Below are 21,869 nucleotides of genomic sequence, written 5' to 3'. Positions count from 1 at the left end.
CTCAGCTCAACGAAAATTCGAAAATTAACACCAATAATCACCACGTAAGTGGTCTAGGAGATAGTGATGATCCAAGGTATCCAAATTACAAAAGCGGCAAACGACGACCTACTAAACTCTATCTGGCTATTAGATAGCGAAAAAAATGAAGCTCGTTGTGTTGCTGCAACTGCTGGCTACGAAGCAGACCAAGTTATCGCAATCAGCGACCTAGGTGAATACGAAAGCCGTGAAGTTGCAATCGAAACTGCTCCTCGTATCGAAGGCGGCCAACACCTAAACGTGAACGTGCTTAAACGCGAAACACTAGAAGATGCAGTTGCACACCCAGAGAAATACCCACAACTAACTATTCGTGTTTCTGGTTACGCAGTACGTTTTAACTCGCTAACTCCAGAGCAACAACGTGATGTAATCGCTCGTACTTTTACTGAGACTCTATAATCTCTCAGTAAACTAGCTCGCTAGAATTTAAAAAGCTTGGTCAGCAATGACCAAGCTTTTTTGTTTCAGAATCCTTCTAACCCCTTTCTATAATGGAAAGCAACTCGCCTCTAAGGTGCATTTCTTTGCGAAGGATCTTTCTGAAACGCTTGCGCTACAGAGGTTGGATCAAGCCTATCTCTTTGCAGTGACGCCCCTTCTGCCCACCAAATCAATTGATGCATAGTGCGATTCATATAGTTGTCCCACTGCGTCTGCTCCGACTCATCCGCAACAACACCGTGCTCATCAAACACCTCTTGTGCTTTTGGAATATGGATCATTGCCGACACGGGTAAGCATCCCAACTCGGATAAGAAAGTGCGCATCGAAACTGCAGCACGAGCGCCACCCCATTGCCCAGCAGAGTAGGTCACGATAGCACTCGGCTTGTAAGAAAACAGCGAACTGCCGAAATGGTTAAGCATGTTCGCCAAGGCAGGACTCATCGAATGGTTATATTCCGGGCTAACCATCACATACCCATCGGCCTGTTTGATTTTGTCTGCCAGCTCACTTAGGTGCTGCGGAACTTTAGAGCGGTGATAAGCAAACTCGGGCTTAAACACATCGCCAAAGTCGTAATTCAAAGGGTCGATGATTTCGACCGTATGTTGCGAATGTTGACTCGCGATGAGTTTTTCACACGCTTTACTGACTCGCATTCCTAAACGGGCTGGTCGTGGTGGCGTGCTGTTTCTCACTGAGCCAAGAAAAATCAAAAAATGCATGCTTCTCTTTCCATCTCATTTAGTTAAGTTCGTTTCTCAATCATAAAGAGAGTCAAAACTTACCGACAATAAAAAAGGTGAATGATTACTCATTCACCTCTCGTTATTTCTGTTTTTGATACTTACTATACTTTGAAGCTTACTGCACGCGGCGCAGTACTTGTTTCAATGCGTCAAAGTCTGCGTCGAGCTCTTCCGATAGCAGCTCCATCGCAGCGTGCTTCGCTAGTGGCGCAGGAAGCTCGATATCGGATTCTAGAATATCATCCACGACTTCTTTGAACTTCGCAGGGTGAGCAGTACATAGGAACAGACCGGTTTCACCGTCTTGCAATTGTTCTTCAAGCACTCGGTAAGCAATCGCACCATGCGGTTCGCATAGGTAGCCTAGAGCATGTAAATCTTTCACTGACTGTGCGCTTTGCTCATCAGATACTGCGCCTTTACCTAACGTCTCCAAGCCCCACTCTTTCACGCGGCACAGCTCTTCAATACGAGGCCAGTTGTTTGGTTGGCTCACGTCCATCGCGTTCGATGTTGTTGCGACTGTTGGTTTTGGCTCCCACTTACCTGTTTCTAGGTAGCGAGGAACAGTGTCATTGGCATTAGTTGCCGCGATAAAGCGTTTGATAGGCAAGCCCAGCGCTTTTGCCAGTAGACCAGCAGTTAGGTTACCAAAGTTACCACTTGGTACTGATACCACTAGGTTTTCACGCTCTTGCTTGCTCATTTGCGCAGCTGCTTCAAAGTAGTAACAGATTTGCGCCATCAAACGGCTGATGTTGATTGAGTTTGCAGAGTTCAGACCGATCTCTTCACGCAGTGCAGAATCATCAAAAGCTTGCTTAACCAGTGCCTGACACGCATCGAAGTCTCCATCGATCGCGACAGTATGGATGTTCTTACCAAGCGTACAGAATAGCTTCTCTTGCAGTGGGCTGATCTTACCTTTCGGGTAAAGAATCACAACGTTGATGTCTTCCATACCGTAGAAAGCATGCGCAACGGCTGCGCCAGTATCGCCAGAAGTTGCTGTCAGAATGGTGATCTTGCCACCGTCCGAAACGGCTGCAAGAGATTGCGCCATAAAGCGACCACCAAAGTCTTTAAACGCAAGCGTTGGGCCATGGAACAGCTCCAGTGCGTAAACACCATCTCTTACTTGGTTGATAGGCGCAGGGAATTGGAATGCAGCATCAACAAGAGCATTCACTTTCTCCTCTGTAAGTTCATCTCCAATTAACGCCGATAGAATCTTAGTGCTACGAGAGACAAAGTCTTCTGCAAGCAGCGCATCGATATCTTCAAATTTTGGTAATTCCGATGGGAAAAATAGGCCTTGATTGCGACCTAACCCTTGGCGAACGGCTTGGCCAAAGGAAACTTGTTCATCATTTTCTTTTATATTGTAAAGCTTCATAGCTCACTTCCTGTTACTTTCGAACCCTGCTTATCTAGACGACAAACGTGGACGAATCCTTCTTCGTTTTGTACGTAGTTTTGTTCTAACCAGCGAGCAACTCGCTCAGCGACATCTTTCTCTTTGCAAATACTGAACAGTGTCGGACCACTGCCAGAAATACCGGTTGCCAATGCACCCGCAGACGCTGCGTATTGACGTGCATTCGCAAAACCTGGAAGCAGTTTCTCACGATACGGTTCTGCGATCACGTCTTTGATCATTTTTGCAGCAAGTTCTGGCTGACCAGAATGACACGCATGAATAAAGCCCGCAAGGTGGCGACCATGAGCAATGATATCTTGTCGGCGGTATTGAGATGGTAGGATCTCACGCGCTTCCGCCGTTGATACCTTGATACCCGGATACGCCATCACCCAGTACCAATCATCAAAGCAAGGCACTTCTTGACTGATGATACCCAACTCTTCAAGCATCAGTTGCACACCACCAAGGTAACATGGCGCAACGTTGTCGTAGTGAATACCACCAGAGATCTTGCCTTCCATCTCTCCCATCAGCGCCAATAATTCTGTCTCGTTAAGTGGCTGTCCATGGAATCGGTTCAATGCATCTAATGCAGCGACGATAGAACATGCACTTGAGCCTAAACCAGAGCCAATTGGCATGTTCTTTTCTAGCGTCATCTCAAGTGGTTTTAGCTCAACGCCTTTTTTGTCTAACTCACGAGCAAACACAAGCCAACAGTCGTAGACGATGTTCTCTTTTGGTTCAGTTGGCAATTTCTCAACAAAATCACCCGCCGTTTTAAGGCTGAACGGATCAGCCCCAGATTTCACCAATACACGATCACCCAATAGTGTGCCATCCACTGGAGACACGGCAGCCCCCAGCACATCAAAGCCAACGCTTACATTACCAATTGATGCTGGGGCATAAACCACTACATCCATATCACTTGAACTCATTATTGTTATACCCCTAGTTTCCAACCTAAAGTACGCATCACGTCAGAAAATACACCCGCAGCCGTTACTTCGGTGCCTGCACCATAGCCACGTAACACTAGTGGGATTGGCTGATAGTAACGGCTGTAAAATGCCAGTGCGTTTTCACCGTCCTTGATTTTATACATTGGATCGTTTTCATCCACCGCTGCGATGCTTACTGTGCACTTGCCCTCATTAATCTCACCAACGTAGCGCAGTACTTTGCCTTCTTCCGCTGCCTTTGCAGATAATTCTTTAAAGTAAGCGTCTGCTTCAGGTAAACGCGCCATAAATTCATCAACGCTACCAGAATCATCAAAACCTGGTGGCAGTGCTTGATCAACCACAACGTCTTCTAGTTCTAGAGACATGCCTGCTTCACGAGCTAGGATCAGAAGCTTACGCGCGACATCCATACCAGAAAGATCATCACGAGGATCCGGTTCAGTAAAACCATTTTCTTTTGCGATATTAGTAGCTTCACTTAGGCTCATACCTTCATCTAACTTACCGAAGATGTATGACAGAGAGCCAGAAAGAATACCGCTGAAGCGCTCTAGCTCATCACCCGCTGAGATTAGGTTTTGCAAGTTTTCGATTACCGGTAAACCCGCCCCCACAGTTGTTTCGTACATCAGCTTGCGACGAGAGCTGCGCGCAACATCGCGAAGCTGATGGTAGTAAGCCATGCTTGCTGTATTTGCTTTTTTATTTGGTGTAACGACATGGAAACCAGCAGCTAGGAAATCAGCGTATTGATTCGCAATATCTTCACTTGATGTACAGTCAACCAATACTGGGTTGATGATGTGGTTACGTTGAACCAAAGAAATCAAACGCGCTAGGCTGAACTCTTCTGTCGCTGCCGACATACGATCACGCCAATGATCGAGTGGCAGACCTTCACTATCAAGCAGAAGACCTTTGCTGTTTGCCAAGCCACACACGCGAATAACGATGCCTTTTTCCGCAAGCTTCGCCTGTTGACGCTCGATCTGATCCACCAGCTCACCACCAACGCCACCAATACCAACCACGAATACGTCTAAGAAGTGCTTAGAGTTGAATAGGTTTTCGTGACACGCTTTGATCGCTTCAGAGATTTTATCTTCAGGAATCACGGCTGAGATAGCACGCTCAGATGAGCCCTGTGCGATGGCTACAATGTTTACGTTCACTTCAGCAAGAGATGAGAAGAAGCGAGATGCAACACCGCGCGATGTACGCATGCCGTCACCAACCAACGTTATGATTGAAACATTATCAATAAACTCGACCGGCTCTAATAAGCTATCTTTCAGTTCCAACTCAAACGCATCGGCCAGTACTTGTTGCGCTTTTGCTTTATCTTCTGCCTCAATACAGAAGCTAATGCTGTACTCAGAAGAAGACTGAGTAATAAGAACAATAGACACACCAGCGGAAGACATTGCGCCAAATACGCGGCTTGCCATGCCAACCATACCCTTCATACCTGGGCCGGAGACGTTAACCATAGTTAGGTCGTTTAGCGTCGTGATACCTTTGATCGCCAGATTGTCTTCACCAGTGTCTTGCCCAATCAAAGTTCCTGCACCTTGTGGGTTAAAGCTGTTTTTGATCAGACATGGGATGTGGAACTGTGCGATTGGGGCGATGGTTTTCGGGTGCAGAACGGAAGCACCGAAGTAAGAAAGCTCCATCGCTTCTTGATAGCTAAGAGATTTAAGTAGGCGAGCATCTTCGACTAAGCGAGGGTCACAGTTGTACACACCATCTACGTCTGTCCAGATCTCACAGCAATCTGCGCGCAGACACGCCGCAAGAACCGCCGCCGAATAATCAGAGCCATTGCGACCAAGTGTTACCAATTCACCTTTCTCGTTACCTGCGGTAAAGCCAGGCATGATGTTCACATGACCTTGAGGAAGAGGATTCTGGCGGAAGTTCTGAGTCGAAACGTCTACATCAACCATGGCTTCAAGGTGATCACCTTTTGCGTATAGGTATTCAACTGGGTCGATAAGATGTGCAGGCTGGCCTTTGGCTTCTAACACCGCTTTCATCAATTGAATCGAAACGCGTTCGCCTTTGCTAATAATACGTGCATTAACATTGTTTGGGCACATGCCAAGAAGATTGATGCCATGAACGAATTGGCGTAATTGAGAGAGAGAAGTTTTCACTTGGTTATCGAAAGCTGAACCATCGATATTGGGTAGTACTGCTTGGACTTGAGTGAAGAGCGTTTTAAACGACTCCTCCAACTCTTTGATTTGTAGTTCTGCTTCACCATTGCGCAATGCGCCTTCAATGACCGCAACCAATTTGTTTGTTGTTTTACCAGGAGCGGAAAGAACAACCGCCACTTCTTCTTGTTGAGCGTTATTGGCAATAATGTCTGCCGCTCTCAAAAAGCGATCTGCATCAGCTAGTGATGATCCGCCAAACTTCAATACTCGCATCCCTTCCTCCGGTATATCTTCTTAAATTTGTCTAAATTCTGGATAAAAAAGCATAAAAAAAGGCCTGTATCTTGTTGGATACAGGCCTTTTTTGTGAATTTCTTTCGCTCAGCAGCCTGCCCCAACATGTGTCGTGTCGGTAATAATAATGGTCGTGGTCATTACTACTAGGCTGTTAGATGGCATAAATAAATATTCAACGTTAATTGTGTTTGCTTAACTCTACGTTTACCGAGTTTCTGATACATAGTCAACAAAAAATTGTTTGTTTTTCCATCTTTCAGAGAATTCTGCTAAGCAATGTCATTGATATTTATAGTTAATTACACATTATTGATCATTTAAAAATCTACAGTTAGTTTTTGTAAAGGACTTAACCATCATCACCAGTTCGGTTTTTTATCTAATAACTAGTCTGATCTTTGCCATAAAACGTACGATCAAATAATTCGAGAGGGTTGTGACACATAACAACAACTTAACTGTGACTTATGTTCATAGGATCGAATTATTTAGAAAATAGGTGAGCTAGCTTTCATATTCTATGCTTTAATAGTGAGAAGCTTTGGGCGCATACTAATAAAAAAGTTGACACAAGGAGTGGTGAACATGAAAAGAGGGCTTTTTCTGTTGCTGTTTTTTGTGCCTGGTGTTTGTCTAGCAAACGAGCTTCCGCCGCTTCCAGGTAAAACATCCCCTTCTCCTCATAAACTATTCATTTCCAGCGACAGTTATCAGTCTGACAGTTTTGATGTTTGGAATATCGATACGGGTTACGCTTACGAACTTTTTGATTCGGTAGACGTTTATGTCGGTGCGCGAGTCAATAACTCTCCTACCAAAAATCAAAGTGGTTTTTTGAGTGGGATCAGCTATCACTTTAATGATCGTGTCACGCTGAAAAGTACAGTTCGCTCTTACAAGAACGAAACAGCGGAAGGTATTCGCCAAGACGACAGTAGCCTCGCGGCTGAAGTATCAAGTCGCGTAAAAATTACCGATAAACTGGATCTTCACGCGACTCTTGATTACCAAGATTGGCAACAAGGCTTTGAGGTTGGTTTAGGCTTTCGTTTTTAGAAGTCCAGCTTTTGCTTAGAAATCAACACACCGTTCCAGTCCGCGTAAACGTAGTGCTTAGGTTGAACGATTTGGTTTTGCATCGTTAAGGTTACGTTTACCTCTCCTATCCCGCGTTTCTCTGTTTTAAACGGGTTAGTTCCAAGAGCTTGAACGCCAATGTCCATTTGAGATATTTGTGCTACGTCGCGTATTGCACCATAGACAATGATGCCTTCCCACCCATTTTCTATTCCGAGTATCGCTAATTGATCGCCGAGTAATGCTCTCTGACACGATCCATGCCCGTCAACAATCAATACTTTACCCGTTCCATCTTCGCCCAGTACTTCACGCACTTTCGAGTTATCGTGATAGCAGCGCACCGTAACGATTTCACCGTAAAAAGCGCTACGTTGACCAAAGTTCTGCAATGGTAAAGTAAGCAAGCTCACTTGGTCTTCAAATTGGTCACAAATATCGGGTGTAATGTCTCTCATATTTCCTCCGTGAATTTTCTCACCCAAGCGTTGCTTCAGTGAGCAGTATCCTTTTCTATACCTTTTATACGAGCCGAGGCTTAATGGAGCCTAACGTATGCAAAACTTTCGGCTGCGAGCACGCAATAAGATAAAGTTGGTCATTAATGACGTAATAAATCGCGTTTTGTTGAAAGTCATTCGCCAATTCAACGGCTACCTCTGGCGACAACTCGACGGCAAAGCTTTCCTCATACCATGTAAAAGCGCTATCACCTACCGTGACAGGCGCGTAATTAACGTGCTGTAGCTGTTTTTCTAACGCGTGATTGTTTATGCTGTTCTCTTCTTTGGACCTCAAGTTACTGTATGGGTTCCAAGCGGTTATCACAGCATAGTTTGAAACACGCCACTCGGCTTCGAATCTGAAAAAAGATTCTGAATAAGCATTCCATAACGATGCGTCTATGTTCGTATTACTTTTTTCTATCATAAGTCTTAAACGATTAATAACAGTTACATTTCATCAATTGATATAAATCAACAAACTGAATGGAATTAACATTTGAGCATTGTTAGCATGCTGTTAACAATATAAAATCCGCTCAATATCTTAGGGTGTTTACGTTTCAGGCCCCACTGAAAGCAGGAAATGAAAGGTAAACAAGCCCTTTAGAATAAACGTCGCCATTGGATACTGGTGAGTTGGCAAAATTCCATGGAGGGCGGATAACTGAAAGAAGTGTTTTTTTGATCAACTTGATTTATTATCAAAATCACATTACCTGTATGTTATATTTTTGCCTAGAATTTATTCTATTAGCACAATTTTGTCACAAATTTAGGTACCGCCAATGCAAACCCCGCAGATTCTTATCGTTGAAGATGAGCAAGTAACTCGTAACACTCTTAAGAGTATTTTTGAAGCAGAGGGATACGCTGTTTTTGAAGCCAGTGACGGTGAAGAGATGCACCAAGTGTTGTCTGATAACTCAGTCAACTTGGTTATTATGGACATTAATCTTCCAGGCAAGAATGGCCTTCTACTAGCGCGTGAACTACGCGAGCAAGCGAACATTGCTTTAATGTTCCTGACAGGCCGTGACAATGAAGTAGACAAGATCCTAGGTCTTGAGATTGGTGCAGATGACTACATCACTAAACCATTCAATCCACGTGAGCTAACTATTCGTGCACGTAACCTACTTAGTCGCTCAATGAGCTCTAACGCGGTGCAAGAAGAGAAGCGCTCGGTAGAAAAGTATGAATTCAACGGTTGGGTACTAGACATCAACAGCCGCTCTCTAGTAAGCCCTGCTGGTGATAGCTACAAGCTACCTCGCTCTGAGTTCCGCGCACTACTGCACTTCTGTGAGAACCCGGGTAAGATTCAAACTCGTGCAGATCTTCTTAAGAAGATGACTGGTCGTGAACTTAAGCCACACGACCGTACTGTAGACGTAACGATTCGTCGTATCCGTAAGCACTTTGAGTCTGTTTCAGGCACGCCAGAAATCATCGCCACTATCCACGGCGAAGGTTACCGCTTCTGTGGCGATCTAGAAGACTAGATTTAACCGCTAATATGCGAAGGGCTTGCTCATTGAGCAAGCCCTTTTTGTTTTAGGTCTAACGACTAATGCAACATCATTGCGGTTAATAAACCTTGTTAATCTTCACGTACTTTTCGACTAACCAACGCTGTTTACCCGCATCGTCTAGAAGCACTGCGATATCAACCGATTTTTCTGTGTTCACATCAATGTGAGACGAGAACGCCACCTCCCATCGGCTTTCACTGTGCGTTCGAGTATCTAAAGACGCACTGTCCACCAACCACTCTTTTTGCCCCTGTTTAATAATAAGAGCTTCTGCCGTTAGATTTGCAGGAAGTAACAGATCTCCTTCGAGGTAAAGTGCACCTTGAATACTTTGCTCTTCCACGTCCCCAATATTCGGCATGAGGTTCACCCATAAATTACTTTTGAGCTCAACATTAACCTCATTAATCGTAATCTGACTGTTTTGTTGCCAATTCACATTTGGAACGGAACTACAGCCTGCCATCAATGCCATGGCTAATGCCAATGGTGCGATTCTTTTCATGTTATTTCCTTTGTTCCAACCAACTTTTGAGGACTTGAATATCGTTTTGGTATTCATTTTTGATCTCTTCAACCCAGTCTGAAATGTTTTCCCACCATGCTGGCATATCAGGCGATTGCGCTTTTTGCGCCACACTTTGGATACGTTTCAGGCCAATTGAACCTGCAGCACCTTTGATTTTATGCGCTTCAGAAACAATCCCATCTTGATCTTTCGCTGTCATGTTCGAATCTAAGACATCAATATAGTCTGGCATCATATCTTCAAACATTTTTATGCTGTCGTAGACAGGTTTTGCACCAACAATGTCGACGTAAGACTCTAACATATCCATATCGAGCAAATGTGTCTCAATCACAGGAGAAGGGACTGGCTCTTCCACTATTTCGGGACCGCTCACCACTTCCTTAGGTTGTTCTAACTGGTGAGCGAAGAATTTATCAATCACTGACTGAATAGCATTCACTGCCAGCGGCTTACTGATCGCATCATCCATGCCGTTATCTAAGTATTCACGACGATCTTTCATTACATTAGCAGTTAAGGCGACCAATGGAGGAAGATTGTTATAATGCTTGCGGTAATAATTGGCGACATCAAAGCCCGTCATATCAGGCAGTTGGATATCCAACAACGCTAAGTCGTATTTTTCTGGCACAAAGTTCACTAACGCTTCTTGGCCCGTCATTGCCACGGTGACAGAGTGCCCTAGGCTCTCTAGTAACGATTTAGCCACAGTTACGTTAAGCTCGATGTCTTCGACCATAAATATGTTGAGGCGCACATTGTCGCGTTTCGCATCAATGACTGGCTCAGCTAGTTCAACAATCGGAACGTGGATCGATACAGTAAAAGTGCTACCAAAGCCTTCCTCACTGGTAACCGTAATGTCACCATCCATCATATTGATCAGTTGCTTAGATACCGCCAAACCAATACCTGTACCGACCGCATGCAGGTTGTCCTTGCCTGATTTCACTTGGTAGTACATCGCAAAGATCTTATCTAGCTCTTCGTCTGGGATACCAATACCTGTGTCTTCCACTTCCATAATAATGGTCGCAAAATCGTCTTCGACATCCGCGCTCACTGTCATCACAACGCCACCTTCCTTGGTGAACTTCATTGCGTTGCTGACTAGGTTCCAAATCACCTGACGTAGACGGGTTGCATCCACTTCAATTGCTTTTGGCAAGTCGCTTAAACGTTCTAAGTCAAAGCGTAACCCTTTTTGTTCAGCCATCAGAGCTGAGATACTCTCAATCTCTGCGACGAAGTCTTCGAAGTTAAGTGGCGCAGGTAATAGTTCTAACTTACGGCGATCAAATTTATCCATATCGATAATATCGTTGAAGATGTTACCTAGAGTAATCGCACTCACATTGATGGTCTGCATGTGTTTACGCTGCTCTTCTGTCAACGGACTATCTAGAAGCATACGACTTAAGCCTACAATGCCATTCAGCGGCGTTCGCAGCTCATGACTGATGGTTGAGATGAAGGTAGTTTTGTCGCGGCTTGCTTTCTCTAACGACTCTTCATGGCGCTTACGTTCAGTGATATCACGACCGAACCCAACGAGACCAAGGTGGCGGCCATCTTTGCTGTAAAATGGCACTTTACGCAGCTCAAAGTAATGCTTGCGACCATCTGGGTATTCGAGCCATTGCTCGTAAGTAATTGCTTGATTATCGGCAAAAACCTTTTGGTCAGTATCAACGATATGCTCGGCGATTTCTTTGCTATACACATCCCAAGGGCTTAATCCGACTAACTGGTGCTCTTTCTTGCCCGTTAGCTCTTCCATCGCGCGGTTACAGCCAGAGAAAACACCATCCGCATTGCGGTAGTAAATTAAGTCTGGTGAGGCATCAATAAATGAACGCAGTAATGCGGTACGTTCTGCCAACTCTAATTGAGTACGTTCGCGTTGGAACACCTCATTTTCGAGGTCTTGCATCGCCTCTTCACGTGCTTCTTCCGCTTTAATACGCTCTTCAATTTCTTGGTTAAGCTTTTCAATGTTTTGTTGAAGTTGGTAATTCAGCTCTTGATCTCGCGAACGCATGTCCTTCAGTTTGGACACCAGCTTAGTTAAACGCTGGCGAGACTCTTCTAGTTGATCGACAACCACAGAGAGGAAGTAAACCGCCCAAGGGGTGATCAATAGACCAAAAAACACCGAACGGACAATGTCGATATCATCTACTCGCCCTTTGAGAGCTAAAGTAATCCCTACCTGCACCACAACAGCTAATGCCACCAGCGCAAGGGCTAGCAAAATAGAGAAGCGAACAATCCCCAGTTTGACTAGCAAGTCGACATAATACTGGGCGAGATTTTTCATGGGTTTCATTAACTACTCCATGGTGGTGGCTAGATAGCGCCATTCGATGATGAAAAACAGGTAAATGCACTCGACCTAACGCAATTTAGGTCTGTTTGATTAGTGAAAAACACACGGTGCGATCTGCTCTTGTGATACGAGATAAAAAGATAAACCAACGAGCGCACAGGCTTGTGTAAGTTTAACGTGTTTAATACGGTGATTTAAACAATCAGCTATCAACTTAGAGCAAGCGGTCACAAAGCGTTAGCAAGAACTGGGGTGAATACAAGTGCGATTACGTCCATCAGCTTTAGCTTGATATAACGCACTGTCAGCCATAGCGATGCCCATTTCGGGTTCATCACCATGCTGAGGAATGTAAGAGACCAGACCGATACTGACGGTAAGGCGTTCAGATGCTTCTGAACTGTCGTGTTCCATATCAAGCTGTAGAATTTTCTCATGAATACGCTGTGCTACGTTGCGCGCACCTTCCGTGGTGGTATTCGGCAAGATAAAACCAAACTCCTCGCCACCATAACGCGCAACACAATCCGAAGAACGATTGATGACTTGTGTAAACACGGTAGCAACACTGACTAACGCTTCATCACCTTGTTGGTGACCGTAACAGTCGTTGTAATCTTTGAAAAAGTCGATGTCACATAACATGATGGTGAGCGGCAGCTTTTCTCTAGCATGGTGGTACCACAATACCTGCAGTTGTTCATCGAAACGGCGTCGGTTCGATACTTGAGTTAAGCTATCCATAAAGCTCAATTTTTCTAACTCTAGGTTGGCTTTTTCCAACTTTTGTTCTGCAAGATAACGCTCAGAAATATCACGCGCCATGATCAGCACACCATTCGTTCCTGATGCTTTATCTTTAAAAGGCGATTTCACCACATCAAACCACGTACTTTTACCATCACTACTCACGACTTTATCTATGTATCGAACTGGCTCTAACTGGCGTAATGCTTCTAAGTCACTGTCTGCTAAGCGCGCGTACATCTCTTTAGGAATCACGTCTTGGAGGCGCTTACCTATCAAATCAGAAATTTTTGAAATTCCTAACGCCTTAACAAAAGGCTGATTACACGCTTGATAGACCATGTTCTCATTGAAAATACCAATAGAGTCCGGACTGGCATCCAGAATCGTTTGTAAGATAGTATCTCTTTGCGCTAGCGCCACCTCTGTATCTTTGCGACGCTCCATTTCATCTCGCAGATTCTGTTGCATCTTGTGCCATTCAGTCACGTCATGACTAATAGACAGCGTACCGATAAGCTCACCACTCGGCGAAACAAGAGAGTTTTGATTGACTTCCAGTAAGCAACTTCGACCTTGTGGATCCGTTGTCCATTTACGTTCGCTTTTTCTGGTCATCTCACCCAAGGTCTTGGATGCGCAAGCTTCTTCCCTTCGCCCTTGCCAGAATTGATCAAATGCTCGATTGGTCGTTAACAGATTGCCTTGGCGGTCTTGGGTACAAATCAGCTCTGAAAGTGAGTCTAATGCCGAACGTGCGATGATTAATTGTGCAAGTTCTTGTTGCTGCTCTTGGTGAGTGGCTTGATATGGCTGAGCATAAAGAATCCAAACTCGATGATTGCGCAATAAACTCTTTCTGCCTGACAGCTCCACTTTAATAGATTCACTATCAGATAGTCGCCAGTCAAAAGCCTGCTGACGAAAATGACGACTAGAGAAGCGATCGAGAAACTGCTCAAGCTCATGAATATCGAATAAAGCAGGATACAAATACCCCGTTCCCAAAGAGCGAATGCCTAATAACTGCATCGCAGCCCGGTTAGATAGCAAGAGCTGAGCATGGCTAGTGTCCACCACTATGACTGGATAGGGAGAATCCGTTACTAGTTGCTTAAGTGACGTCTGAAAGTGCAAATAGATCAGTGCTAACGCGCACACGCCTGCGATTAATAACAAGACGACATAGCCATAACCGCCTTGACCACCCCAAAGCCAATTGAGTAACTGATCCATCGTTTAAACCTTCAAAGAACACTGGTTAAAATATATCAGTTATTTATTGAGCGATCTGCTATTAATTCCGGTTTAGTATAGATAAAGGCATTCCCCGTAAGGCTCCCTTGCGCACCATGAGCACTGAGATCTCGACCAATTTCCGTCATCGCTAGCCAACGGTTTTCACACCACAGAGGCGATAATAACGTGGGCCTCCTAGCTGCTGATGAAACGCGATGATAAATCACATCTGGTGGTGTCATACGAATCATTTCACTGGCGATCGCAACATATTCTTCTAATTCAGGGGCTTCTAGCTTTCCAGCACGCCAAGCTTTCGCCATGGTGCTACCTTCGACAATATGCAAGCCATGTAACTTGATGCCATCCGTTCCCACGGCCAACACTTTTTGCAGCGTTTCAATATTTTCGGCGCGGGTTTCTTTGGGTAAACCCACAATTAAGTGAGTACAAACCTTGATTCCGAGTGTTCGCGCACGCTTAGTGATTTCGGCATAACACTCAAAGTCATGACCACGATTGATACGTTTTAGGGTGTCATTGTTGGCGGTTTGAAGACCTAGTTCTAGCCAAATTTCATAACCTTGCTGTACATAGCCCGACAGTAAATCCAATACCGCATCAGGGACGCAATCAGGACGCGTCCCCACACAAAGACCAACCATGTCTGCAGCCTTTAGTGCTTCCTCATACATGTTTTTGAGAACTTGTACTTCGGCATAGGTACTGGTGTAGGCCTGAAAATAAGCTAGATATTTTTTCGCTCTGTGAATTTCACCTGCGCGATCTTTTAACTGTTCGTGAATGCTTTTTATCTGGACTTCTTCATCTGCAAACGAAGCCACATTGCAAAATGTACATCCTCCCCGCCCAATCGTGCCATCGCGGTTAGGGCAACTAAATCCACCGTGCAATGTTAACTTATGAACCTTTTCACCGTATCGACGCTGAAGATCTTGGCCGATTGTATTGACCAACTCATGTAACTGCATAAATTCTCACCAACAATAAATCGTAATCAATCTCACTACGATCTGTGTAAATAAATTACATCCCTGCAAGAAAAAACACACAATATTAATCAACTCAAACACCCATCATGCGGGTCAAAATCAATAAACTTGCATAATTAAAGACAAAAATCGTTCACGTTGCGTAAATGTTAAACTAAAAATGCATAATTAAACGAAAAAATTGGGTCACAACGCCGACTTTTTCATTGCATTCTGAAGTAACAAAATTGTAGGATACTTACACAACCCCGTTATTTTTGTGACTTTTATTACAAAGCACACTGCGGGATTTGTCGGTGTTATCCCACTCCTACCTATATAAATCACTAGATAGTGATAATAAATAAAGGGATACCACCAAGGATTGTTTTTCTCGCAAAACTTTTCCTGCGAGATACGGAAAGGAATCAAGACCGGTCAACCTAGATCGGTGGCGATAATAAATATAAAGGACAAGACGTAATCAATAGTCTAGGTAGTATTTGCTGCCCGGTACTTTTGCGTCGACATTGAACTGGAAGGATGTATCTATGGTAGATAGAGAGCAAAATCCACAGGGTCTGTACACTCCGGAACTGGAGCATGACGCTTGCGGTATCGGTTTTGTTGCTCACCTTAAAAACCGTAAATCTCATGAAGTAGTGACTCAAGCATTGGATATGCTTGCTCGCATGGAACACCGTGGTGGTCAAGGTTGTGACCCATGCAGCGGTGATGGTGCGGGTATCTTGCTACAAAAACCTCATGAATTCCTATTAGAAGAAGCCGTTAAGCTAGGCATTAAACTGCCTTCGTTTGAAAAGTATGGTGTTGGTGTCGTTCTTTTCCCGAAAGACGAATACAAACGCGAGCAATGCCGTGACATTCTAGAACGTAACGCACAACGTCTAGATCTTGAAGTTATCGGCTACCGCGTTCTGCCAACCGACAACTCAATGATCGGTGCAGACCCACTAAGCACAGAGCCTCAGTTTGAGCATGTGTTTATCTCAGGTGGCCCTGGCATCACACCTGAAGAACTAGAACGCAAACTGTACGTGCTTCGTAACTACACAGTACGTGTTTGCCTAGAAAGCGTTTCGAACATTGGTGACGACTTCTACATTAACTCCATGTCTTACAAGACATTGGTGTACAAAGGTCAGTTAACGACCGAGCAAGTACCTCAGTACTTCCTCGATCTGCAAAACCCGACCATGGTGACTGCACTGGCACTGGTACACTCTCGTTTCTCTACCAACACCTTCCCGAAATGGCGTCTTGCACAGCCTTTCCGTTACATTGCCCACAACGGCGAAATCAATACAGTTCGCGGTAACTTGAACTGGATGAAAGCCCGTGAAGCAATCCTAGAGTCAGACCTGTTTACTCAGGCTGAAATCGACATGCTTCTTCCAATCTGTCAGGAAGGCAGCTCGGATTCATCTAACTTTGACATGGCACTTGAGCTCCTAGTTCTTTCTGGTCGCAGCCTGCCACACGCATTGATGATGATGATCCCGGAAGCATGGCAAGAAAACAAAAACATGGATCCTAAGCGTCGCGCGTTCTATCAGTACCACGCAAACATCATGGAACCATGGGATGGTCCAGCTTCAGTATGTTTTACTGATGGTGTTCAAGTTGGTGCGACACTCGACCGTAACGGTTTGCGCCCTTCTCGCTACACAGTGACCAAAGACAACTTCCTAGTAATGGCATCAGAATCTGGTGTTGTGGATATTGAGCCAGAGAACGTAGAGTTCCGTGGTCGTCTGCAACCAGGTCGTATCTTCGTTGCGGATCTAGAGCAAGGTCGCATCATTTCTGATGAAGAAGTGAAAGACACCATCGCAACGGCACAACCTTACGAGAAGTGGGTAGAAGAAAACCTACTGAGCTTGAAGAAGCTGCCTGATGCGAGCAACCAGTTCAGTCAACCTAAGCCAGAACATCTTCTACACCGTCAACAAGCGTTTGGCGTAAGTACTGAAGAAGTGAACGAAATCATCGTTCCAATGGCGAATGATGCGAAAGAGCCATTATCAGCAATGGGTGCCGACTGGCCTCTTGCGGTTCTATCTCATCAATCTCAGCACCTTTCAAACTACTTCAAGCAGCTGTTTGCACAGGTAACTAACCCACCGATCGACCCGATCCGTGAGCGTATGGTTATGTCGCTGAACACTTACTTGGGTAAAGACCAAAACCTTCTGACTGAAACACCACTTCACTGTCAGAAAGTAGAATTGGAATCACCTGTTCTGGCGAACTCAGAGCTTGAAAAACTGCGTGCGATCGATAACGAGCACCTACAAGCGAAAACGTTGGATATCGTATTCCAAGCCAATGAAGACCAAGGCAAGCTTGAGCGCGCACTAAAACGCATCTGCCAATACGCAGAAGATGCAGTTATTGATGGTTACTCAATCATCCTACTCACTGACCGTGCAGTGAATTCAAACCACGCGGCGATCCCAGCAATGCTGGCAGTTGGCGCAGTACACCACCACTTGATCCGTAAAGGTCTACGTGCGAAGTGTGACATCGTGGTTGAAACTGGTGACGCGCGTGAAACGCACCACTTTGCAACGCTACTTGGTTACGGTGCGAATGCGGTTAACCCTTACCTAGTGATTGAAACCATCATTGAACTTCAACGTACGAAGAAGTTGGATCCAGAAGCGAACCCTCGCGATCTGTTCAACAACTACCGTAAAGCGATCAATGGCGGCCTTCTGAAGATCTTCTCGAAGATGGGCATTTCAACTCTACAGTCGTACCACGGCGCGCAAATCTTCGAAGCATTGGGTATCCACAAATCCGTGGTCGACAAATACTTCACTGGTACGGTTTCTCGTATCCAAGGTCTCACCCTTGATGATATCGCCAAAGAAGTGCTGATCCGTCACCGCATCGGTTACCCACAACGCGAAATCCCAATTCAAATGCTGGATGTTGGTGGTGTTTACCAATGGAAACAGCGTGGTGAGAAGCACCTATTCAACCCAGAGACTATTTCTCTACTGCAAGAGTCTACGCGCAACAAGAACTACGATCAGTTCAAGCAATACGCGACTGCTGTAGATAAGCAAGGTGACAACGCGGTAACCCTGCGTAGCCAACTTGAGTTCATTAAGAACCCAGCCGGTTCTATCTCTATCGACGAAGTCGAGCCAATTGAGAGCATCGTGAAACGCTTCGCGACGGGTGCAATGTCATTCGGTTCTATTTCTTACGAAGCACACTCCACACTAGCTGTTGCGATGAACCGTCTTGGCGCGAAATCGAACTCTGGTGAAGGTGGTGAAGATCCAATGCGTTTCGAGCGCAAAGAGAACGGCGATTGGGAACGCTCTGCAATCAAGCAGGTGGCTTCTGGTCGTTTCGGCGTAACCTCTTACTACCTAACTAACGCTGAAGAACTGCAAATCAAAATGGCTCAAGGTGCGAAGCCAGGTGAAGGTGGTCAGCTACCAGGCGATAAAGTAGATGACTGGATCGGTGCAACGCGTCACTCGACTCCAGGCGTAGGCCTTATCTCGCCACCGCCACACCACGATATCTACTCAATCGAAGATTTGGCTCAGCTTATCTACGACTTGAAGAACGCGAACCGCGCGGGTCGCGTAAACGTGAAGCTGGTATCAGAAGCAGGCGTAGGTACGATCGCTTCTGGTGTAGCGAAAGCGAAAGCGGACGTTGTACTAATCGCAGGTTTCGACGGCGGTACAGGTGCATCACCAATGTCTTCAATCCGCCATACAGGTCTTCCTTGGGAACTTGGCTTGGCAGAAACGCACCAAACGCTACTAAAGAACGGTCTACGTAACCGTATCGTGGTTCAAGCGGATGGTCAGATGAAGACACCTCGCGACCTTGCAGTGGCAACACTACTTGGTGCAGAAGAATGGGGCGTGGCAACCGCAGCATTGGTGGTTGAAGGTTGTATCATGATGCGTAAGTGTCATAAGAACACCTGTCCTGTTGGTATCGCGACTCAAAACAAAACACTTCGCGAGCGCTTTGATGGTCGCGTAGAAGACGTCGTAACCTTCTTCCAATACATGGCACAAGGTCTACGTGAAATCATGGCTGAACTTGGCTTCCGCACTATCGATGAAATGGTCGGTCAAGGTCAGAAGCTGAAGATTCGCCAAGACATTTCTCACTGGAAATACAAGAACCTAGATCTGTCTCCTGTTCTCCACGTTGAGCAACCACGTGAAGCTGATGGTGTATTCAACCAAGCTCAACAGAACCACAACCTAGAAGAAGTGCTAGACCGTAAGCTGATTCAAGCAGCGATTCCTGCACTAGAGAAAGGCGAAGCGGTGAATGCCGAGTTCCCTATCGTCAACACGGACCGCTCTGCAGGTACCATGTTGTCGAACGAAATCTCGAAAGTGTACAAAGATGCAGGTCTACCTCAGCCAATGAACGTGAAGTTCAAAGGTTCTGCAGGTCAGTCATTCGGCGCATTCCTAGCTAAGGGCGTGAAGTTCGAAGTGGAAGGCGACGCGAACGACTACTGGGGTAAAGGCTTATCTGGCGGTACCTTAGTACTTTACCCAGATGCGAAATCAAGCATTGTCGCGGAAGACAACATCGTGGTTGGTAACGTGTGTTTCTACGGTGCAACTTCGGGTGAGTCTTTCATTCGCGGTATGGCTGGTGAACGTTTCTGTGTTCGTAACTCAGGCGCGAAAGTAGTAGTAGAAGGCGTCGGTGACCACGGTTGTGAATACATGACTGGCGGTGCAGCAATTATCCTTGGTTCAACAGGTCGTAACTTTGCCGCAGGTATGAGTGGCGGCGTGGCATACGTATGGGATAAATCAGGTGACTTTGAGTCGAAACTGAACCCAGAGCTAGTAGACCTAGATCCAATCGAGCAAGAAGACAGAGATCTATTACTCGACATGCTAACTAAGCATGTTCAATTCACAGGAAGTGAAGTCGCTCAGTCTTTCCTAAACAATTTTGAAGCTAGCCTAGCCTCTATGGCTAAGGTAATGCCGCGTGACTACAAAGCAGTTCTTCAAAAACGCAAAGCTGAAGCACTGTCTCAAGGAAACGAAACTCAAGTGGAGGCCGTATAATGGGTAAGCCTACTGGATTTTTAGAGCATGGTCGCGAACTACCACAGAAGATTGACCCAGCTGAACGCATCAAGAACAACAAAGAGTTCGTTCTGAACGAGGAGTTTGGTGACAAGATCAATACTCAAGCTTCTCGTTGTATGGATTGTGGCGTGCCGTTTTGTCATAACGGCTGCCCTATCGGTAACATCATCCCAGAATTTAACGATGCGGTTTATCGTGATAGCTGGGAAGAAGCTTGGAACATCCTAAGCTCGACGAACAACTTCCCAGAGTTTACTGGTCGTGTTTGCCCTGCTCCATGTGAAAGTGCTTGTGTTCTTGGTATCAACCAAGACCCAATCACTATCTGTAATATCGAAAAAACTATCGTAGAAACGGCGTATCGTGAAGGGTACGCCAAACCAAAAACGCCACGTTCTCGCACTGGTAAAACGGTGGCGATCATTGGCTCTGGACCTGCTGGTCTTGCGGCTGCTGAGCAGCTAAACAGCGCAGGCCATACCGTGACAGTATTCGAGCGAGACGAGAAAGTGGGCGGTCTGCTACGTTTTGGTATCCCAGACTTTAAACTGAGCATGGAAGTCATTGATCGCAAGATCAATCTAATGGCAGAAGCTGGCATTGAGTTTAAAGTAAACCAACACGTCGGTGTTGATGTAAATGCTCAACAATTGCGTCAAGAGTTCGATGTGGTTCTACTAACCGGTGGCTCAACGGTTCCACGTGATTTGCCCGTTCCGGGTCGTGAACTAAAAGGCGTTCACTTCGCGATGGAATTCCTAGGTCAAAACAACCGTCGCGCCAATAACATGGACCTGAAAACGGAAGAAATTCACGCTGCGGGTAAACATGTTGTGGTTATCGGTGGTGGTGATACGGGTTCAGACTGTGTGGGAACATCAAACCGTCACGGCGCAGCAAGTGTAACTCAAGTGGAAATCATGCCGATTCCACCAGAAAAGCGTCCTGCCAATATGCCTTGGCCTCAATATCCAATGATCCTACGTACTTCGACATCTCATGAAGAAGGCGTTGATCGCCACTGGAACATCCTAACTAAAGAGTTCATCGGTAACGACAAAGGTGAAGTTACCGGTCTTCGTTTGGCTGATATCGTTTGGGAAGAGGCGAAACCTGGCGAGCGTCCAGGCTTTAAAGAAGTTGAAGGCAGCGAGCGAGTGATTCCGTGTGATATGGCATTTCTAGCGATGGGCTTCCTACACCCAGAACCAACAGGTGTACTTGCTCAACTGGATATCGCGCTAGATGATCGCGGTAACGTAGCAACTCAAGATTTTGCTACTAACCAAGAAGGCGTATTTGCTGCTGGTGATATGCGAACAGGCCAATCTCTGGTTGTTCGTTGTATCAACGAAGGCCGTGAATGTGCCCGTGCTATCGATGATTACTTAATGGGTGGCACAAACCTAGAAGCAAAAGCAGATTCACTGATGCTTTCTGCTTAACGAAGCAGTCATGCTTCTCTCTTTCAATTGCCTAATAGCCATCAGCAATATCGATGGCTATCGGTGAAGAAAGAAAACAATTCCTTCCAATCTTTCTATTTTGACCAGCATTTTATGCTGGTCTTTTTTATCTCCCACAGAATCAAATGTTACTTTTTTGTAACAATCAATTTTCTATCTATTTGAAATTATTAAACTATTTTAGCTTATTAAATGGTAAATCGTATATTCACGTGATGATCCACTAATAACT

Annotated in this window: 16 protein-coding genes and 1 other annotated feature; of the genes, 5 read left to right on the top strand and 11 right to left on the bottom strand. The window is 45.4% G+C overall.

Annotated elements, in window-relative coordinates; all coding sequences use genetic code 11:
- The first annotated feature begins 66 nt into the window (after positions 1-66).
- A complete protein-coding gene (grcA, locus tag R7035_RS07115) occupies positions 67-444 on the top strand; it encodes an autonomous glycyl radical cofactor GrcA (RefSeq protein ID WP_005381814.1) in 378 nt (125 codons plus the stop codon).
- 110 nt (positions 445-554) lie between these two features.
- Here the strand turns inward: grcA and R7035_RS07110 are convergent, their stop codons facing one another.
- The 5 genes from R7035_RS07110 to thrL form a co-directional block, all read right to left on the bottom strand.
- Entirely contained in the window at positions 555-1,214 is a 660-nt protein-coding gene (locus tag R7035_RS07110; RefSeq protein WP_262591254.1) for an NADPH-dependent FMN reductase, read from the bottom strand.
- 139 nt (positions 1,215-1,353) lie between these two features.
- Positions 1,354-2,634 carry a threonine synthase gene (gene thrC, locus R7035_RS07105; protein WP_025768425.1) on the bottom strand — a complete coding sequence of 427 codons (1,281 nt, stop codon included), beginning with the start codon at positions 2,632-2,634 and terminating at the stop codon, positions 1,354-1,356.
- Complete coding sequence (gene thrB / locus R7035_RS07100) at positions 2,631-3,587, bottom strand: homoserine kinase (protein ID WP_017635074.1); 957 nt, start codon at positions 3,585-3,587, stop codon at positions 2,631-2,633. Before thrB ends, thrC begins: the two co-directional genes overlap by 4 nt.
- A 20-nt stretch (positions 3,588-3,607) precedes the next feature.
- Positions 3,608-6,067: a bifunctional aspartate kinase/homoserine dehydrogenase I gene (gene thrA, locus R7035_RS07095; RefSeq protein WP_258644975.1), complete on the bottom strand. Its 2,460-nt coding sequence runs from the start codon at positions 6,065-6,067 to the stop codon at positions 3,608-3,610.
- Positions 6,068-6,120: 53 nt separating this feature from the next.
- Positions 6,121-6,240 (bottom strand) — a sequence feature (Thr leader region).
- Positions 6,176-6,253 carry a thr operon leader peptide gene (gene thrL, locus R7035_RS07090; RefSeq protein ID WP_074192076.1) on the bottom strand — a complete coding sequence of 26 codons (78 nt, stop codon included), beginning with the start codon at positions 6,251-6,253 and terminating at the stop codon, positions 6,176-6,178. It overlaps the preceding feature by 65 nt.
- A gap of 423 nt (positions 6,254-6,676) precedes the next feature.
- Here thrL and R7035_RS07085 point away from each other — a divergent pair, with 423 nt between their 5' ends.
- Positions 6,677-7,147 carry a hypothetical protein gene (locus R7035_RS07085; RefSeq protein ID WP_005381821.1) on the top strand — a complete coding sequence of 157 codons (471 nt, stop codon included), beginning with the start codon at positions 6,677-6,679 and terminating at the stop codon, positions 7,145-7,147.
- Here the strand turns inward: R7035_RS07085 and R7035_RS07080 are convergent.
- Together R7035_RS07080 and R7035_RS07075 are read right to left on the bottom strand one after the other, a co-directional pair.
- Positions 7,144-7,626 carry a putative 4-hydroxy-4-methyl-2-oxoglutarate aldolase gene (locus R7035_RS07080; protein ID WP_005381822.1) on the bottom strand — a complete coding sequence of 161 codons (483 nt, stop codon included), beginning with the start codon at positions 7,624-7,626 and terminating at the stop codon, positions 7,144-7,146. The two genes, R7035_RS07085 and R7035_RS07080, sit on opposite strands and share 4 nt — an antisense overlap.
- Positions 7,627-7,690: 64 nt before the next feature.
- Complete coding sequence (locus R7035_RS07075; protein WP_151514429.1) at positions 7,691-8,098, bottom strand: DUF3293 domain-containing protein; 408 nt, start codon at positions 8,096-8,098, stop codon at positions 7,691-7,693.
- A gap of 361 nt (positions 8,099-8,459) precedes the next feature.
- Here R7035_RS07075 and arcA point away from each other — a divergent pair, with 361 nt between their 5' ends.
- Positions 8,460-9,176, top strand: a complete 717-nt coding sequence (gene arcA / locus R7035_RS07070; protein WP_005381824.1) for a two-component system response regulator ArcA — start codon at positions 8,460-8,462, stop codon at positions 9,174-9,176.
- An 85-nt stretch (positions 9,177-9,261) separates the two neighbouring features.
- Here the strand turns inward: arcA and R7035_RS07065 are convergent, their stop codons facing one another.
- From R7035_RS07065 to R7035_RS07050, 4 genes are all read right to left on the bottom strand, one after another.
- Complete coding sequence (locus tag R7035_RS07065) at positions 9,262-9,711, bottom strand: hypothetical protein (protein WP_318146038.1); 450 nt, start codon at positions 9,709-9,711, stop codon at positions 9,262-9,264.
- A gap of 1 nt (position 9,712) precedes the next feature.
- Positions 9,713-12,067, bottom strand: coding sequence for an aerobic respiration two-component sensor histidine kinase ArcB (gene arcB, locus R7035_RS07060; protein WP_262651898.1), 2,355 nt, complete (start codon positions 12,065-12,067; stop codon positions 9,713-9,715).
- A 237-nt stretch (positions 12,068-12,304) separates the two neighbouring features.
- The gene (locus R7035_RS07055) at positions 12,305-14,050 is read right to left on the bottom strand and encodes a GGDEF domain-containing protein (protein ID WP_054728787.1); all 1,746 of its coding nucleotides are present in this window, start codon (positions 14,048-14,050) and stop codon (positions 12,305-12,307) included.
- 35 nt (positions 14,051-14,085) lie between these two features.
- Entirely contained in the window at positions 14,086-15,045 is a 960-nt protein-coding gene (locus R7035_RS07050; protein ID WP_005381829.1) for a TIGR01212 family radical SAM protein, read from the bottom strand.
- A gap of 551 nt (positions 15,046-15,596) precedes the next feature.
- Between R7035_RS07050 and gltB the strand changes: the two genes are divergently transcribed.
- The gene (gene gltB / locus R7035_RS07045) at positions 15,597-20,147 is read left to right on the top strand and encodes a glutamate synthase large subunit (RefSeq protein WP_213917040.1); all 4,551 of its coding nucleotides are present in this window, start codon (positions 15,597-15,599) and stop codon (positions 20,145-20,147) included.
- Positions 20,147-21,616, top strand: a complete 1,470-nt coding sequence (locus R7035_RS07040; protein WP_005384582.1) for a glutamate synthase subunit beta — start codon at positions 20,147-20,149, stop codon at positions 21,614-21,616. The genes gltB and R7035_RS07040 overlap by 1 nt, the downstream gene beginning before the upstream one ends.
- The last annotated feature ends 253 nt before the right edge of the window (positions 21,617-21,869 follow it).

It is taken from the genome of Vibrio sp. 1731, assembly GCF_033339955.1.
Taxonomy (GTDB): domain Bacteria; phylum Pseudomonadota; class Gammaproteobacteria; order Enterobacterales; family Vibrionaceae; genus Vibrio; species Vibrio alginolyticus.
Note: the sequence above shows the minus strand (reverse complement) of the source record. Positions and strands in the feature narration are given on the sequence as shown.

Excerpts from the sequence above, each read along its gene's own strand:
- grcA (WP_005381814.1), top strand. The coding sequence starts at position 67 with ATGATCCAAGGTATCCAAATTACAAAAGCGGCAAACGACGACCTACTA.
- R7035_RS07110 (WP_262591254.1), bottom strand. The coding sequence starts at position 1,214 with ATGCATTTTTTGATTTTTCTTGGCTCAGTGAGAAACAGCACGCCACCA.
- thrC (WP_025768425.1), bottom strand. The coding sequence starts at position 2,634 with ATGAAGCTTTACAATATAAAAGAAAATGATGAACAAGTTTCCTTTGGC.
- thrB (WP_017635074.1), bottom strand. The coding sequence starts at position 3,587 with ATGGATGTAGTGGTTTATGCCCCAGCATCAATTGGTAATGTAAGCGTT.
- thrA (WP_258644975.1), bottom strand. The coding sequence starts at position 6,067 with ATGCGAGTATTGAAGTTTGGCGGATCATCACTAGCTGATGCAGATCGC.
- thrL (WP_074192076.1), bottom strand. The coding sequence starts at position 6,253 with ATGCCATCTAACAGCCTAGTAGTAATGACCACGACCATTATTATTACC.
- R7035_RS07085 (WP_005381821.1), top strand. The coding sequence starts at position 6,677 with ATGAAAAGAGGGCTTTTTCTGTTGCTGTTTTTTGTGCCTGGTGTTTGT.
- R7035_RS07080 (WP_005381822.1), bottom strand. The coding sequence starts at position 7,626 with ATGAGAGACATTACACCCGATATTTGTGACCAATTTGAAGACCAAGTG.
- R7035_RS07075 (WP_151514429.1), bottom strand. The coding sequence starts at position 8,098 with ATGATAGAAAAAAGTAATACGAACATAGACGCATCGTTATGGAATGCT.
- arcA (WP_005381824.1), top strand. The coding sequence starts at position 8,460 with ATGCAAACCCCGCAGATTCTTATCGTTGAAGATGAGCAAGTAACTCGT.
- R7035_RS07065 (WP_318146038.1), bottom strand. The coding sequence starts at position 9,711 with ATGAAAAGAATCGCACCATTGGCATTAGCCATGGCATTGATGGCAGGC.
- arcB (WP_262651898.1), bottom strand. The coding sequence starts at position 12,067 with ATGAAACCCATGAAAAATCTCGCCCAGTATTATGTCGACTTGCTAGTC.
- R7035_RS07055 (WP_054728787.1), bottom strand. The coding sequence starts at position 14,050 with ATGGATCAGTTACTCAATTGGCTTTGGGGTGGTCAAGGCGGTTATGGC.
- R7035_RS07050 (WP_005381829.1), bottom strand. The coding sequence starts at position 15,045 with ATGCAGTTACATGAGTTGGTCAATACAATCGGCCAAGATCTTCAGCGT.
- gltB (WP_213917040.1), top strand. The coding sequence starts at position 15,597 with ATGGTAGATAGAGAGCAAAATCCACAGGGTCTGTACACTCCGGAACTG.
- R7035_RS07040 (WP_005384582.1), top strand. The coding sequence starts at position 20,147 with ATGGGTAAGCCTACTGGATTTTTAGAGCATGGTCGCGAACTACCACAG.